The sequence below is a fragment of the Fodinicola acaciae genome (assembly GCF_010993745.1).
Lineage (GTDB): Bacteria > Actinomycetota > Actinomycetes > Mycobacteriales > HKI-0501 > Fodinicola > Fodinicola acaciae.
Window position 1 is genome coordinate 783370 of the sequence record NZ_WOTN01000003.1, and the last position, 13579, is coordinate 796948.

Below are 13579 nucleotides of genomic sequence, written 5' to 3' on the forward strand. Positions count from 1 at the left end.
GATCCGCACGGCGTACGATGGATGCCAGATTCAGAGTGAAAGGTAACCTTCTGAGCACCGAAAACACGCTTCCAGAGGCCGAGACCGCCGCGCGCGCACTCGACCACTCCACCACTGGCGCACCCGAGGTCGAGGAGGCCGAGGAGCTGGCGGCCCGCGCACCCGTCTCGGAGTCGGCGCCGCTGTTCGCCTCTCTCGGCGTACGCAAGGAGACCGTCGCCGCGCTGGAGAAGGTCGGCATCAGCCGCGCGTTCGCGATCCAGGAGCTGACCCTGCCGATCGCGCTCGGCGGCTCCGACGTGATCGGCCAGGCCCGCACCGGCACCGGTAAGACGCTCGGCTTCGGCATCCCGATCCTGCAGTCGATCCTGGCGCCGGCCGAAGGCGCCGACGGCGTGCCGCAGGCACTGGTCGTGGTGCCGACCCGCGAGCTGTGTGTGCAGGTCAGCCGCGACATCGCGGCCGCCGGCAAGACACGCAAGGTGCGGGTGCTGTCGGTGTATGGCGGCCGGGCGTACGAGCCGCAGGTGAGCGCGCTGCGCTCCGGCGTCGACGTCGTCGTCGGCACGCCGGGCCGGCTGATCGACCTGGCCGAGCAGCGCCAGCTGGTGCTCGGCAAGGTCCGCACGCTGGTGCTGGACGAGGCCGACGAGATGCTCGACCTCGGCTTCCTGCCGGACATCGAGAAGATCCTCCGGATGATCCCCGACCAGCGCCAGACGATGCTGTTCTCGGCGACCATGCCGGGTCCGATCGTGACGCTGGCGCGGCAGTTCATGAAGCAGCCGACGCACATCCGCGCCGAGGAGCCCGACGAGGGCCGTACGGTGCCGGCCACCGCGCAGCACGTCTTCCGCGCCCACTCGCTGGACAAGCTGGAGATGCTGGCCCGCATCCTGCAGGCTGACGGCCGCGGCCTGACGATGGTCTTCTGCCGCACCAAGCGGCAGGCGCAGTCGCTGGCCGACGACCTGGAATACCGCGGCTTCGCGGTCGCCGCCGTGCACGGCGACCTCGGCCAAGGCGCACGGGAGCAGGCGCTGCGCGCGTTCCGCTCCGGCAAGGTCGACGTACTCGTCGCCACCGACGTGGCGGCCCGCGGCATCGACGTTGCCGGCGTGACCCACGTGGTCAACTACGAGTGTCCCGAGGACGAGAAGACCTACCTGCACCGCATCGGCCGCACCGGCCGGGCCGGCGCCAGCGGCGTCGCGGTGACCTTCGTCGACTGGGACGACCTGCCGCGCTGGCAGCTGATCAACAAGACCCTCGAGCTGCCGTTCGACGACCCGCCGGAGACGTACTCGACCTCGCCGCACCTCTACGAGGAGCTGCGCATCCCCGAGTCGGCGACCGGCGTGCTGCCGCGCGCGCAGCGTACGCGCGCCGGGCTGGACGCCGAGGAGGTCGAGGATCTCGGCGAGACCGGCCGCGGCCGGCGGCGCGGCCGTGGAAAGCCGGAGACGGCCGCGAAGGCGAAGACGGAGGCGGCGCCGCGTACGCCGCGGACCCGCAAGCGGACCAGGGGTGGGAAGCCGGTGGAACAGGCGCCGGCCGACGGCACCGAGCAGGCTGAGTGACCGGTCCCGACGAGGTGTGGCGGCGACCGGACGCGACGGCCGAGCCGGACGTCGCGCCCACGCCGCCGCCGGTGGTCGCGTACGAGCCGCCGCCGCGCATGCAGTTGCCGCCGCCGTGGGTCGGGTCGGGTCCGCTGCTGGCACAGCAGCCGCCGCCACCACCGCTGCCGGAGCAGGACCACGCCGCCATCGACGCCGAGGAGGCGCGAGCGCTGACGGTGACCGTCGGCTTCGCGATCGGAGCGGCCGCGCTGGCCATCATCCTGGTGATCTTCCTGCTGGTCCGGCAGCTCTTCTGAGCCTCCGCGTGACAATCGGAATCCGATTGTCACGCCGGTCGATGCTCGCCGAAACTGTCGGCGCCGGCCGGTAGCGTTGATTTCGGGGGTCCCCCAGCGGCCGAAGCCCCGGGGGAACCCCCGATTTTCACGCTATCAGCGGCATCCGACAGAAATGGCGATCAACGATCGAGAAACAGAGCCGAGGCCAGCTCGCGATACGCGCGCGCACCTTTGCCGGAGCTGTCGGTGGACAGCAGCGTACGACCCGCGGCCGGCGCCTCGGCGAAGCGGATCGTCCGCGGGATCGGCGGCGACAGCACGGCGACGCCGTACCGGTCGGTGATGTCGGCCAGCACCTCACGCGAGTGCGCCGTCCGGCCGTCGTACAGGGTCGGCAGCACGCCGAGCACCTTCAGGCCGGGGTTGGTGATGCCGACGACGTCGATGGTGACCGTGTCGAGCAGCTGGCCGACGCCGCGATAGGCCAGTGTTTCGCACTGCAGCGGGATCACCAGCTCGTCCGCCGCGGTCAGTCCGTTGATCGTCAGCATCCCCAGCGTCGGCGGGCAGTCGACCAGCACGACGTCGTACGGCTGCCTCTGCCCGGCGATCCTGGTCAGCGCCTGCCGCAGCCGGTATTCACGGTCCTGGACCGGCAACAGCCGCGCCTCGCAGCCGGCCAGCTCGATCGACGCCGGCAGCAGGTCGGGCCCCTCCTCCGTCGAGACGATCGCCGCGCGCGGGTCGACCTGACCGAGCATCACCTCGTACATCGACGGCTCGATGTCGTCCGGATCCAGGCCCACCGAGAAGGTCAGGCAGGCCTGCGGATCGAGGTCGACCAGCAGTACGCGCCGGCCCCGCTCGGCCAGAGCGGCGCCGAGGCAGGCGACCGTGGTCGTCTTGCCGACGCCGCCCTTCTGGTTGGCGAAGGTGACAACCCGGGGATCCACGCCTGCCATCCTGTCCCCTCACGGCCGGTGCCGGCAAAATAGTCCACCGTGAGCCAGATCTCCGCACACCACGCGGTGGCGCGTCGCGTCGGCGACACGGCCGTGTTGGACAGCCGGCCGGCCGGCGAGCCGCGCGGCACCGCGCTGCTGGTCCCCGGCTACACCGGATCCAAGGAGGACTTCGCCGACCTCCTCGACCCGCTGTCGGCACGCGGTTTCCGCGTGGTGGCGATGGACCAGCCGGGCCAGTACGAGTCGGCCGGACCAGACGACGTGACCGCGTACACCACCGACTGGATGGGGTCGGTGATCCGCGAGGTCGCGCGCACGCTCGGTCCGGTGCACCTGCTCGGCCACTCGTACGGCGGTCTGACCGGCCGCGCCGCGGTGATCGCCGAGCCGGCGTTGTTCCGGTCACTGACCCTGCTGGCCTCCGGACCGGCGCGGCCGGACGGTGCGCGTACGGCTCAGATCGACGTCCTGGAGTCGGTGCATGCCAGCGGCGGCATGGACGCGGTCTTCGACCAGCTGGAGCGGCTGGCGATGGCCGACCCGGCCTGGCAGTCACGGCCGCGGGAGCTGCGCGATTTCGCCCGCCGGCGGTTCGTGGCCTCGTCCTGGGCCGGCCTGCGCGGCATGGGGCACGGCCTGGTGACCGAGCCGGACCGGGTCGACGAGCTGCGCGCGACCGGCGTACGGCTGCTGGTCGCCTACGGCGAGCATGACGACGCCTGGTCGCCGGCCGCGCAGGCGGCGATGGCCGAGCGGCTTGGCGCGCGCAACGAGATGATCGCCGGTGCGATCCACTCCCCTGCCATCGAAGCGACGGAGGCGACGGTGAAACTGCTCGACGACTTCTGGTCGCCGGCATGACGGCGGAGCTGTTCGGGCCGGACAGCGTGACCTGGCGCGTACACCGCGACCCGGCGCTGATCCTCGGTGGCCTGCGCGCGCTTTTCCTGCAGGCGTTGCTGCCGGCGGCGATGCGCGGCGTGGCGCAGAACTCCGACTTTCGCGCCGATCCGTGGGGCCGGCTGATCCGTACGGCCGAGTTCGTCGGCGTGACGACCTTCGGCACGGCCGAGGCGGCGCGCCGGGCCGCGGCGCGCGTACGCGGCATCCACCGGCGGCTCACCGCCGTCGACCCCGACACTGGCGTGACCTACCGGATCGACGAGCCCGACCTGCTGTTGTGGGTGCACTGCGCGGAAGTCGACTCGTACCTGAGCGTCACCCGCCGCGCCGGCCTGCGGCTGTCGGGGGCCGACGCCGACCGGTACGTCGCCGAGCAGGTCGTGTCGGCGGAGCTGGTCGGCATCGACCCCGGCCATCCTCTGCTGCCCCGGTCGGTGCGCGACCTGGAGCGGTATTTCTCCTGGAAGCGCGGTGAGCTGGCACTGACCGACGAGGCGGTCGCGGCGGCCAGGTTTCTGCTGTCGCCGCCGATGCCGGCCTGGGTCCGCTTCGGCACGCCGGCCGCGCCGGCCTGGGCCGGCCTGGCGACGCTCGGTTTCGCGCTGATGCCGCGGTGGGCGCGGCGGCTGTACGCACTGCCTGGCCTGCCGACGACGGACGTGGGCGCGGCCGCGATCACCGCCGGCCTGCGGATGGCCGCGCTGGCGATCCCGCCGAGCCTGCGCGACGGCCCGCACTACAAGGCCGCGGTGGCTCGTACGACCGCCGCCTGACCACCGCGAGGGTGACGTCTTGACGGTCGGCCGCCGGCTGGCGACCGTCAAAACGCCACCCTCGCCGGGTCTCCCTGTGGTCGCCGAAACTGTCGGTGCCACCTGGAAAAATTATTTCAGGGGACCTCGTTTCCCCAGGGCCCCGGGGGACCCCCGTTTCCATTCTTCCAGCGCGGGCCGACAGTTTTGGCCTGGAGGCGCGGGCGGCGGGATGCACGCATGGTGGCCATGCCTGCGGTGGACGCACGCATGGTGGCCATGCGTGCATCTGGGCGCGCGACCGGAGTCACTTTAAAAGTGAAATCGTTGCACTTTTAGAGTGAGTGTGCTGCCATGGAAGGCATGACGAAGAACGAAGCACGGATTGCGATAGTCGGTGGCGGCCTCGGCGGACTCGCGTGTGCGCGCGTGCTGCAAAACCACGGCATGGACGTGACGGTCTTCGAGCAGGAGCCGTCGCCCGACGGCCGCTCGCAGGGTGGCACGCTCGACATGCACAGCGACACCGGTCAGGTGGCCCTGCGCACGGCCGGCCTGTACGACGAGTTTCGCCGGCTCTCGCGGCCGGAAGGCCAGCAGTGGCGCCTGCTCGACCACCGGACGGCGGCCGTCCTCACCGACGTGCCAGCCGAAGGCGAGGACCGCCCGGAGATCGACCGCGGTGACCTACGCGGCCTCTTCCTCGACGCGCTGAAGCCGGACACCGTCCAGTGGGGTCGCGGCATCGAGTCGGTGGCCGAGCTCGACGCCTTCGACCTCGTGGTCGGCGCGGACGGCGCCTGGTCGAAGGTACGCGCGGCGATCACCGGCGCGAAGCCGGTCTACAGCGGTGTCACGTTCATCGAGACGCACTTCGACCGGATCGACGAGCGGCATCCGATGATCGCGGCCATGATCGGCAACGGCACGATGCTCGCCAAAGGACCGCGGAAGGCGGTTTTCGCGCAGCGCAACAGCAACGGCCACGTACGCACCTACGTGGCACTGCGCGGCGACCAGAGCCACCTGGATTTCGCCGACACCGCGGCGATCCGCGCCTACCTGAGCGAAACGTACGAGGGATGGCACGAAAATCTGCGAGCGCTGTTCATCCACAACGACGGCGGCTTCATCCACCGGCCGATCCACGCGCTGCCAGTGCCCCATGTCTGGCAACACAAACCCGGCCTGACGCTGGTCGGCGACGCCGCACACCTGATGGCGCCCCTCGGCGTCGGCGCCAACCTGGCATTGCTGGACGGCACCGAGCTGGCGACCGCGCTGGCCACCGAACCGACCATCGACGAGGCGGTGCGCGCGTACGAGGCGGTCATGCTGCCGCGCTCGGTCCAGACGGCCAAAGAGGTCCACGAAGGCCTGGAAACCCTTATGCCGTAACAACTATTCGACCGCGACCCACGGATCCTTCGGCGGCGCGGCGGCCTGCCCCTCCGGACAGTGCCGCCGCCAGTCGCACCACGAGCACATCGGACCCGGCGTCGGCCGGAACACCTCATCGGCGTCGGCGCCGGCCGACACCGCGCCGGTCGCCGCCACGATGTCAGCCGCGGTGTCCTCGGCCCGCCGCACGTGCCGAGCCAGCGACTCCTCCGTGTGCTCGTGCGCGTGTACGGACCCGGTCGGCACGTGATGGAGCTCGACCCGCATGCACGGCCGCCGGAGCGTACGACGAGCGGCCAGCGCGTAAAGCGCCAACGCGCGCGATCCCCGCGTGTCGTCGCTCGACAACGGCGACCGGCCGGTCTTGTAGTCGACGATCACCAGCTCCTCGCCGCGCTGGTCGATCCGGTCGACCCGGCCGGACACCGCCAGCCGCTCGGTCGTGGTGGCGACCGTCCGCTCCAGGCCGACCGGGTCGAAAGCCGGGTCCACATCCTCCACGTACGCCTTCAGCCAGCCGGTCGCGCGTGCCTTCACCGCCTCGGACTGCTCGCGGTCGCGGAAGCCATCGGTCAGCCAGCCGGTCGCCAGCAGGCCGGCCACACCGGTCGGCGTACGCAGGTCAGGCGGCAGCTCGAACCAGCTGCGCAGCGCGTTGTGGATGCTCGCGCCGAGCGAGTTGTGCGCCCACGGCGGCCCCTTCGGCAGCTGCGGACGGTCGACGTAGGTCATCCGATAGCGGCGCGGACACTGCTCATAGGACGCCAGCCGGGACGGCGTGCAGCTGAACAAACGCGTTGGCATGCCTTCGAAACCGAGCTGTTGCACACCACCGATCGTGCCAGACCGGTGTGACAGAACCGGCTACGGATGGTTCTCGACGAACCCGTAGACCGAGCTGGCGATCAGCTGTACGGCGATCGCCGACACCAGCAGACCGGAGATCTTGGTGATCAGCACGATCCCGCTGTCCCGCACGATCCGCACGATCACCGTGGAAAACCGCAGGAACAGATACAGCGCGAGGTGCACCGCCACGATCGCGGCGGCGATCGCCAGATAGTCGGCGAGGCTGGTGGCGCGCTTGGTGAACACGATCGTGGCCACGATCGCGCCGGGACCGGCCAATAACGGCGTGCCGAGCGGCACCAGCGCGACGTTGACGTCGGCCACCTGCTCCGGCGGTTTTTCCGTACCGGTCAACAGTTGCAGCGCGACCAACAGCAACAACAGGCCGCCGGCGCCCTGCAACGCCGGCAGGCTGATGCTGAGGTAGGCGAGGATCTGCTGGCCGGCGACCGCGAAGACCGTGATGACCGAGACCGCCACCGCGACCGCCTGCCAGGCCGCACGCGACCGCGCCGCACTCGACTGAAGTGAGGTGAGCGCGAGGAAAAGCGGCACGGTGCCAGGCGGGTCCATGATCACGAACAGCGTCACGAACGCCTCGCCGAACAGCCGGACGTTCATCCCCGCACCGGCGCGACGCCGCTGGCCTGCGCGACGAGCCGTTCGTACGCCTCCGGGTCGGTGGTCTCGGCGCCGATGGCGACCTGCTTGTTGGCGCCGTGAAAATCGCTCGAGCCGGTGACGAAAAGGCCGAGCTCGGCGGCGATGGCGCGGATCTTCTGCCGCGTCTGCGGCTCGTGGTCTGCGTGGTCGGCCTCGATGCCGCCGAGGCCGGCGTCGGCCAGCTCGGCGTACGCGGTGTCCGGCACCACCCGGCCACGCTTGGCGGCCATCGGATGCGCGAACACGGGCACGCCGCCGGCGGCGCGTACCAGCGCGATGCCGTCGAACACGTCGGTGTCCGGCTTGGCCACCCGATAGCGGCCGCCGGTGCCGATGAAGGCCGGCGTGAACGCTTCGTCCATTGTGGACACGATGCCGGCTTTTATCAGCGCTCGCGCGACATGCGGCCGGCCGATCGGCGCGCCGTTGGCCTCCGCGACCACGTCGTCCCAGCTGACCGGATAGCCGTCGGCCACCATCAGCTCCACCATCCGCCGCGCGCGGCCGATCCGGCCGTGCCGTACGCGGTCGCGCTCGGCCTTCAGCCGCGGCTCGTCCGGGTCGAACAGATAGGCGAGCAGGTGCAGGCTGATCGGCGGCTGGTCGCGGGCCGGCCACCACACGCAGGACAGCTCAGCGCCGCGTACGAGCGTCAGGCCGGCCGGCAACACGGCCACCGCCTCGGACCAGCCAGCGGTCGTGTCGTGGTCGGTGAGCGCCACCACGTCCAGGCCGCTGCCGGCGGCCGCGCGCACCAACGCGGCCGGCGACAGGGTGCCGTCGCTGGCCGCGGAATGAGTGTGCAGGTCGATGCGCATGTCCCCGGCAGCTTAGCCGGCGACCGTGACTGGACCGGTCAGTCGGCGCGCCAGGGGCCCGGCGTGGTGGACGACTCGCGCTTGCGCGTGCGCGTACGCTTCGGCGGCGCGGCCTCCGGACTGCCGTACATCTCGTCACACATCAGCAGGTAGAGCGCGTTGGGCCGAGGCAGTGTGGAGATCTCGCGCAGGGCCTGGTCCTGGCCGGCGGACTCGACGATGAAGGTGCCGTAGTTGAGCATCCGGCCGAGCACGGTCTGGTTGTAGGCCATGTCCGTGACGCGACCGAGCGGCATCATCGCGACCTTGCGGGTGACGATGCCGGAGACCTCCATGATCCGCTTGTTGGTGAGCACGAAGCGGTCGTAGTACCAGTCGGCGACACCCCACAGCACCCACAGCAACAGCAGCACCCAGAGCAGCAGGATGATCCGCAGGATGATCGGGTCGGCGTTGGACAGCACACCGCCGAGATAGCCGACCACGAACGGCGACACCGCCGCGGCCAGGATCTGTTTCCACAGGTAGACGGGGTGCTTACGCCACTCGCCACGGAACGTCTCGCTGCCGAACAGGTAGTTGGAGACGACCTTGCTCGGCACCTGTTCGCCGGAGCCGACCTGACCCGGCAGCGTCATCCGCCGGTCGACGCGGCGGCGCCGCCTGCTGGTGCCACCGGCGCCCCGGCCGGTGCCGCCGCTGGTGCGGCGCGGGCCGGGCGGCCGCGTGGAGGACGATGGTGGTGGCTTGATGATCACCGGCGGCAACGGCTCGGTGGTCTGCTCCTCGGTCGATCCGGTGCCGTCGCCGTCGTCTGGTTCGGAAGCCGAGCCGGACGGATCAGACGGGTCGCGATCCATCAGCGCCACCTCCTCACCAGCAGTGACCCCCAGTTCATCACAACGTGACGCCAGTTTCCACCTTCAGCGTACCGGTCGGCGGCACCTGGAGGCACGTGTCTTCGCGCGCGTCATTTGCTGGGTTTGGCCAAATACGGCGACGGAGCGCCGTACACCAGCTCGCCAGGCAACCGCTCGCGGCCGTCGACCAGCTCCACGTCGTCGGCGGCCAGCAGATAGCCGGCCTCCGCCGGCCACAGCACGGCCCACAGCCACAGGCCGCCGGCCTCGCCGACGTACGCGCAGCGGTCGTCGGCGCTGTTGACCGACCAGAGCGGGGTCGGATGGCCGCCGACCTTGAGCTTCGCGTGCGCGCTGGTCGTACGCGCCGCCTCCGCGAGCGCCGGGCCGGGGTCCGTACCGACGACCCCGGCGTAGTGCGCACCGAGGCCAATGCCCAACTCCTCGGCCACCAACACGATGTCCGCCGCGCCGCCGAACGGCGCCGGCCCGGTGCACGCGACCGCCGTCGCGCGGCCGCCGCTTCGTTCGTCGCCGACCCAGCCGAACCCGGTGATCGTCCACCCCGCCGGCAGCGGCCACGGCACCCACATCGGCACCTTGGCGACACCGCGCAGCATCTTGAGCACGTCGGTGTCGGCATGGCCAGGCAGCCGCAACGGCAGGACCACGCCATGCCGCTCGCACCGCCAGTCCGACGACATCAGGCCTGGCGCGCGGAGCTCGCCCCCGCAACGAGGACAGCTGGCCGGAATCGACATGTCGCAACGGTGACCCCACCGCCAGCCCCCGTCAAGTCGAGGCCCGGCCCACCGGTTACCCGCTACGGCGCGAAACTGTCGTACGTCTCGGGTTGAGTTTCCCCCACCCATTTCGGGCGGGGGGTGGGTTGAGAGGTTGCAAACATAGGAAGATGATCTTGGTCGGCGCCTCGGCGGTCACTCTGGTCACATGAGTCACATGCGGCTTGCACGCATGGCCCCCATGCTTGCGCTGGACGCACGCATGGGGGCCATGCGTGCACGTTACATTCGGGCAAATGGGGCGTTTAGCGCTACATGAGCGCACGTTGTCCGACCAAGATCAACTTCTAACTTATGTAAGTTTCCACGCGAACCCACCCCCCACCCGATCTGGGTGGGGGCCCAGATTGGCAGGGGGGTACGACAGTTTCGAGCTGTAGCGGGTAGTTAGTCGGGTGGCGGGGTGGCGTGGGTGCGGATCCAGGTGTGCATGGCGATGCCGCTGGCGACGCCGGCGTTGATGGAGCGGGTCGAGCCGTACTGGGCGATCGAGCACACCAGGTCCAGTTGCTCGCGTGCGCTGTCGGACAGGCCAGGGCCCTCCTGGCCGAACAGGAACACGCAGCGGCGTGGCAGCGGCGTGGTCTCCAGAGGCACTGAGCCGGGCAGGTTGTCGATGCCGACGACGGCCAGCGACTCCGCGGCCGACCACGTCAGGAACTCCTCGATCGTCGGGTGGAAGCGCAGGTGCTGGTAGCGGTCGGTGACCATCGCGCCGCGGCGGTTGAACCGGCGTTTGCCGACGATGTGCACCTCGCGAGCGAGGAAGGCGTTGGCGTTGCGGATGACCGTGCCGATGTTCAGATCGTGCTGCCAGTTCTCGATCGCCACGTGGAAGTCGTGCCGGCGCAGGTCCAGATCGGCGACGATCGCCTCGTGCCGCCAGTAGCGATAGCGGTCGACGACGTTGCGCGCGTCGCCGTGCGCGAGCAGCTCGGGGTCATAGCGCGGCTCGTCCGGCCACGGACCGTCCCACGGACCGACGCCGACCGTCGGCAGCATGCCGACCGCGCTCGCGTCCTCACTCACGGCCGCGGCGTCGGCCGGCCCGGCTGCTCACCGCCGCGGGCCTCACCGTACGACCGCTTCGGCACCATGACCTTCCGGCGGAACGTACACACGACCGTGCCGTCCTGCTTGTAGCCGCGCGTCTCGACGTACACGACACCGCGGTCGTCCTTGGACCTCGACTCGGTCTTGTCCAGCACCTCGGTCTCGCCGTAGATCGTGTCGCCGTGGAAGGTCGGCTTGACGTGCTTGAGCGACTCGACCTCGAGGTTGGCGATGGCCTTGCCGGAGACGTCGGGTACGGACATGCCGAGCAGCAGCGAGTAGATGTAGTTGCCGACGACCACGTTCTTGCCGAAGTCGGTCGTCTCCTCGGCGTAGTGCGCGTCCAGGTGCAGCGGATGGTGGTTCATCGTGATGAGGCAGAACAAGTGGTCGTCGTACTCGGTGACCGTCTTGCCCGGCCAGTGCCGGTAGACCGCGCCGACCTCGAACTCCTCGAAATACCGGCCGAACTGCATCGAACGCCTCCCCTTCCGACTCCGCGCATCTTGCCTCAGCGGCCGTACGAGGTGCACGGCGAGGTGGGATTCCGCACGCGTGAACAGTGTCACTGGCAGACTGTCGCGGTGCCTGATTCCTGGACGCTGCGACCCCGGCCGATCCACCTGCTGCCAGCCGGTGTCCTGTGTGTGCTCGCGGTGGCGTTGCTGTGGTGGCTCGGTGGCTGGCTCATCGGCGTCGTCGCCGCCGTCGTGTGCGTCGTCTACCTGGCTCGCGACCTGCGCGGGGCGCAGGTGACCACCGAGGGGTTGTACGTCTGGGGGCTGCTCAACCGGCGGATGATCGCCTGGGAGCGGATCGAGCGGATCGAGGCGCCCGGTACGCGCGTGTCGGTCACCGGCGCCAACTGGGCCGTGACGCTCCCGGCGCCGCGCAAGGGCCTGTTCGCCGACCCCGACTTCGACGACCAGTTGGCGCGCATCCGCGACGCCTGGCGCGCGCACCTCTGACGCTCCGTGCCTCGCGTCCCGCAGACCTACTGAGGGTTGCGGAGGGACTGGGGCAGGGAGCACTGCGGCGTGCCGCCGGGCAGGCGGTGACGGTTGCGTGCGATCAGGCGATAGACCGGGTCGGCCAGCCAGCGCACCGGCCGCAGCGCGAGGACGTGGCCGAGCGGACGCCACCACCGGCCGGCGTCGACCAGCAGCCGCGCGAAGGCCGCCGGACCAGCGGCGCGTACGCCGTCGGAACCGGACCACTGGACGGCCTCCTCGCACTGCTCCTGGGTGAGGCCGAGCGCGTCCAGGTCGGTGTGCTGCCAGGCGACCAACGGCGTACGCGGCCGAACCCACCGCTGGATCCACCGCGCCGAGCTCGAACAAAACGCGCAGTCGCCGTCGTAAACGAAAACAGCGCTCATGACTCCATTGTCGACCCGTCCGGCACGACGGTGAGGAACCGTACGGCGTCACGTCCGTCACCCAACGGCAGGTCCGGCACGAGCGACGGCTCCTCGATGCGCACGGCCCGCGCCGCCGCTCCGGACCACAGCGGCTCCCCCAGTCGCACGGTCCCGCCGGGACGCAACACCAGACCCTCGACCGACGGCGTCGCGGCCAGTACGGCCAGCGTGCGCAGCACGGAGTCCCGCGGCTCGTCCAGCCGCAGCACCAACTCGGCGCGTGGACCGGCGACCGGGTCGGCGATCATCTCGGTCGGCTCGACCATCGGCGCACGTGAGGCGCCGAGCGTCGCGTACACCACCGACCCGTCCGACCGCGGCCCGAAGCGCAGCACGTCGATCCGTTGCACGCCGAGGAAAGTCACCGACGCGCGGCCGGAGTCGCCGCCGAGAGCGGTCAGCAGGTGCGCCTCGACCGCCACGAGTACGTCATCGCCGGGTTGCACGCGCCGAGCCTATGCCAGCAGCACTCCGGGCCGTTTGTCCTCCACCACATAGCTGGCGCGCGTGGCGATCGGCGCACCCGGCCTGGTCACGAACGGCAGCACGCGAAAGTCGCTCTGCCAGCGCTGGCGGTCGACGTGCACGCGCACGTATCCGCGCTGTGAGTCGAAAAACTTCAGGTGCCGGTTGGCCTGGAGAAACCGCTGGCCTTCCGCGGTCATGTCGGCGCCGTCCCCGCCGCTGGTCACCGACGAGCTCGCTGGCCACCGTCGGCGAGCCGGGATCGGAGTAGTCGCGCTTCAGGTCCCACGAGTAGTTCTGGTGCCGGTCGCCGGTGATCACCACGAGATTGCGTACGCCACGGTCCTGTGCGGCCGCCAGCACGCGGTCGCGGTCGGCCACAAAGCCGTCCCACGGATCGTAGAAGACCATCACCGCCGGCGCCGGATCCTGGTCGGTCCGGCCGATCGGCGCCTGGTTGCCGAGGATCCGCCAACGCGCGTGCGACCGGCTGAAGCCGTCGAGCAGCCATTTCCGTTGCGCGGAGCCAAGAATCGTACGCTTGGCGTCGAACCGCTCAGCGCAGCCCGCACCCGATCCGTCACCGCGATACAGATGAGACAGAGCAAATGTTCGCAGCCGGCCGCCCCGGACTCGCCGCATGTCCGGTTGTCAACTTGTTGACCCTCTGAATCGAAAAACCGGGTCAAGGAAGTGACATTCGGACGCGAATGGTGGTGTCCGAATGCTGCCTGTTATGACAAAGCCGCAGGTCAGCAGCCATCCA

General features: G+C 70.2%; 17 protein-coding genes and 1 pseudogene. 6 read left to right on the plus strand and 12 right to left on the minus strand.

The window, feature by feature from the left end; translation table 11 throughout:
• Window positions 1-35 precede the first annotated feature (35 nt).
• Together GNX95_RS29935 and GNX95_RS29940 are read left to right on the plus strand one after the other, a co-directional pair.
• Window positions 36-1580, plus strand: coding sequence for a DEAD/DEAH box helicase (locus GNX95_RS29935; protein ID WP_425483922.1), 1545 nt, complete (start codon window positions 36-38; stop codon window positions 1578-1580).
• Window positions 1577-1879 (plus strand): translation initiation factor 2, encoded by a 303-nt coding sequence (locus GNX95_RS29940; protein ID WP_163511043.1) that lies wholly within the window; start codon window positions 1577-1579, stop codon window positions 1877-1879. The genes GNX95_RS29935 and GNX95_RS29940 overlap by 4 nt, the downstream gene beginning before the upstream one ends.
• A gap of 161 nt (window positions 1880-2040) precedes the next feature.
• Here the strand turns inward: GNX95_RS29940 and GNX95_RS29945 are convergent, their stop codons facing one another.
• Complete coding sequence (locus tag GNX95_RS29945) at window positions 2041-2823, minus strand: ParA family protein (RefSeq protein ID WP_163511044.1); 783 nt, start codon at window positions 2821-2823, stop codon at window positions 2041-2043.
• A 39-nt stretch (window positions 2824-2862) separates the two neighbouring features.
• Between GNX95_RS29945 and GNX95_RS29950 the strand changes: the two genes are divergently transcribed.
• The 3 genes from GNX95_RS29950 (at window position 2863) to GNX95_RS29960 (ending at window position 5879) form a co-directional block, all read left to right on the plus strand.
• Window positions 2863-3687 carry an alpha/beta fold hydrolase gene (locus tag GNX95_RS29950; RefSeq protein ID WP_163511045.1) on the plus strand — a complete coding sequence of 275 codons (825 nt, stop codon included), beginning with the start codon at window positions 2863-2865 and terminating at the stop codon, window positions 3685-3687.
• Complete coding sequence (locus tag GNX95_RS29955) at window positions 3684-4502, plus strand: oxygenase MpaB family protein (protein ID WP_163511046.1); 819 nt, start codon at window positions 3684-3686, stop codon at window positions 4500-4502. The genes GNX95_RS29950 and GNX95_RS29955 overlap by 4 nt, the downstream gene beginning before the upstream one ends.
• Before the next feature lie 342 nt (window positions 4503-4844).
• Window positions 4845-5879, plus strand: coding sequence for an FAD-dependent oxidoreductase (locus GNX95_RS29960; RefSeq protein ID WP_163511047.1), 1035 nt, complete (start codon window positions 4845-4847; stop codon window positions 5877-5879).
• A 3-nt stretch (window positions 5880-5882) separates the two neighbouring features.
• On the opposite strand, the gene GNX95_RS29965 is transcribed toward GNX95_RS29960, so the two are convergent.
• The 7 genes from GNX95_RS29965 to GNX95_RS29995 form a co-directional block, all read right to left on the minus strand.
• Window positions 5883-6686 carry a RecB family exonuclease gene (locus GNX95_RS29965; protein WP_163511048.1) on the minus strand — a complete coding sequence of 268 codons (804 nt, stop codon included), beginning with the start codon at window positions 6684-6686 and terminating at the stop codon, window positions 5883-5885.
• Between the two features lie 60 nt (window positions 6687-6746).
• The gene (locus GNX95_RS29970; protein ID WP_163511049.1) at window positions 6747-7352 is read right to left on the minus strand and encodes a MarC family protein; all 606 of its coding nucleotides are present in this window, start codon (window positions 7350-7352) and stop codon (window positions 6747-6749) included.
• On the minus strand, window positions 7349-8212 hold the full coding sequence (locus GNX95_RS29975) for a PHP domain-containing protein (protein WP_163511050.1): 864 nt from the start codon (window positions 8210-8212) through the stop codon (window positions 7349-7351). Before GNX95_RS29975 ends, GNX95_RS29970 begins: the two co-directional genes overlap by 4 nt.
• A 38-nt stretch (window positions 8213-8250) precedes the next feature.
• Window positions 8251-9072 carry a PH domain-containing protein gene (locus GNX95_RS29980; RefSeq protein WP_163511051.1) on the minus strand — a complete coding sequence of 274 codons (822 nt, stop codon included), beginning with the start codon at window positions 9070-9072 and terminating at the stop codon, window positions 8251-8253.
• A 110-nt stretch (window positions 9073-9182) separates the two neighbouring features.
• Window positions 9183-9833, minus strand: coding sequence for a DUF6758 family protein (locus tag GNX95_RS29985; protein ID WP_163511052.1), 651 nt, complete (start codon window positions 9831-9833; stop codon window positions 9183-9185).
• 429 nt (window positions 9834-10262) lie between these two features.
• The gene (locus GNX95_RS29990; RefSeq protein WP_163512016.1) at window positions 10263-10877 is read right to left on the minus strand and encodes a TrmH family RNA methyltransferase; all 615 of its coding nucleotides are present in this window, start codon (window positions 10875-10877) and stop codon (window positions 10263-10265) included.
• A gap of 23 nt (window positions 10878-10900) precedes the next feature.
• Window positions 10901-11404: a MaoC family dehydratase gene (locus tag GNX95_RS29995; protein WP_163511053.1), complete on the minus strand. Its 504-nt coding sequence runs from the start codon at window positions 11402-11404 to the stop codon at window positions 10901-10903.
• 108 nt (window positions 11405-11512) lie between these two features.
• On the opposite strand from GNX95_RS29995, the gene GNX95_RS30000 reads away from it, so the two are divergent.
• The gene (locus tag GNX95_RS30000; protein ID WP_163511054.1) at window positions 11513-11896 is read left to right on the plus strand and encodes a hypothetical protein; all 384 of its coding nucleotides are present in this window, start codon (window positions 11513-11515) and stop codon (window positions 11894-11896) included.
• Window positions 11897-11922: 26 nt separating this feature from the next.
• On the opposite strand, the gene GNX95_RS30005 is transcribed toward GNX95_RS30000, so the two are convergent.
• From GNX95_RS30005 to GNX95_RS43495, 4 genes and pseudogenes are all read right to left on the minus strand, one after another.
• Window positions 11923-12306: a thiol-disulfide oxidoreductase DCC family protein gene (locus tag GNX95_RS30005; RefSeq protein ID WP_163511055.1), complete on the minus strand. Its 384-nt coding sequence runs from the start codon at window positions 12304-12306 to the stop codon at window positions 11923-11925.
• Window positions 12303-12794 (minus strand): suppressor of fused domain protein, encoded by a 492-nt coding sequence (locus tag GNX95_RS30010; RefSeq protein WP_163511056.1) that lies wholly within the window; start codon window positions 12792-12794, stop codon window positions 12303-12305. Before GNX95_RS30010 ends, GNX95_RS30005 begins: the two co-directional genes overlap by 4 nt.
• A gap of 9 nt (window positions 12795-12803) precedes the next feature.
• The gene (locus tag GNX95_RS43490; RefSeq protein WP_246281890.1) at window positions 12804-13040 is read right to left on the minus strand and encodes a hypothetical protein; all 237 of its coding nucleotides are present in this window, start codon (window positions 13038-13040) and stop codon (window positions 12804-12806) included.
• A gap of 58 nt (window positions 13041-13098) precedes the next feature.
• Window positions 13099-13455 (minus strand): annotated as a pseudogene (locus tag GNX95_RS43495) (alkaline phosphatase D family protein); the annotation flags it as partial.
• Between the last annotated feature and the right edge of the window lie 124 nt (window positions 13456-13579).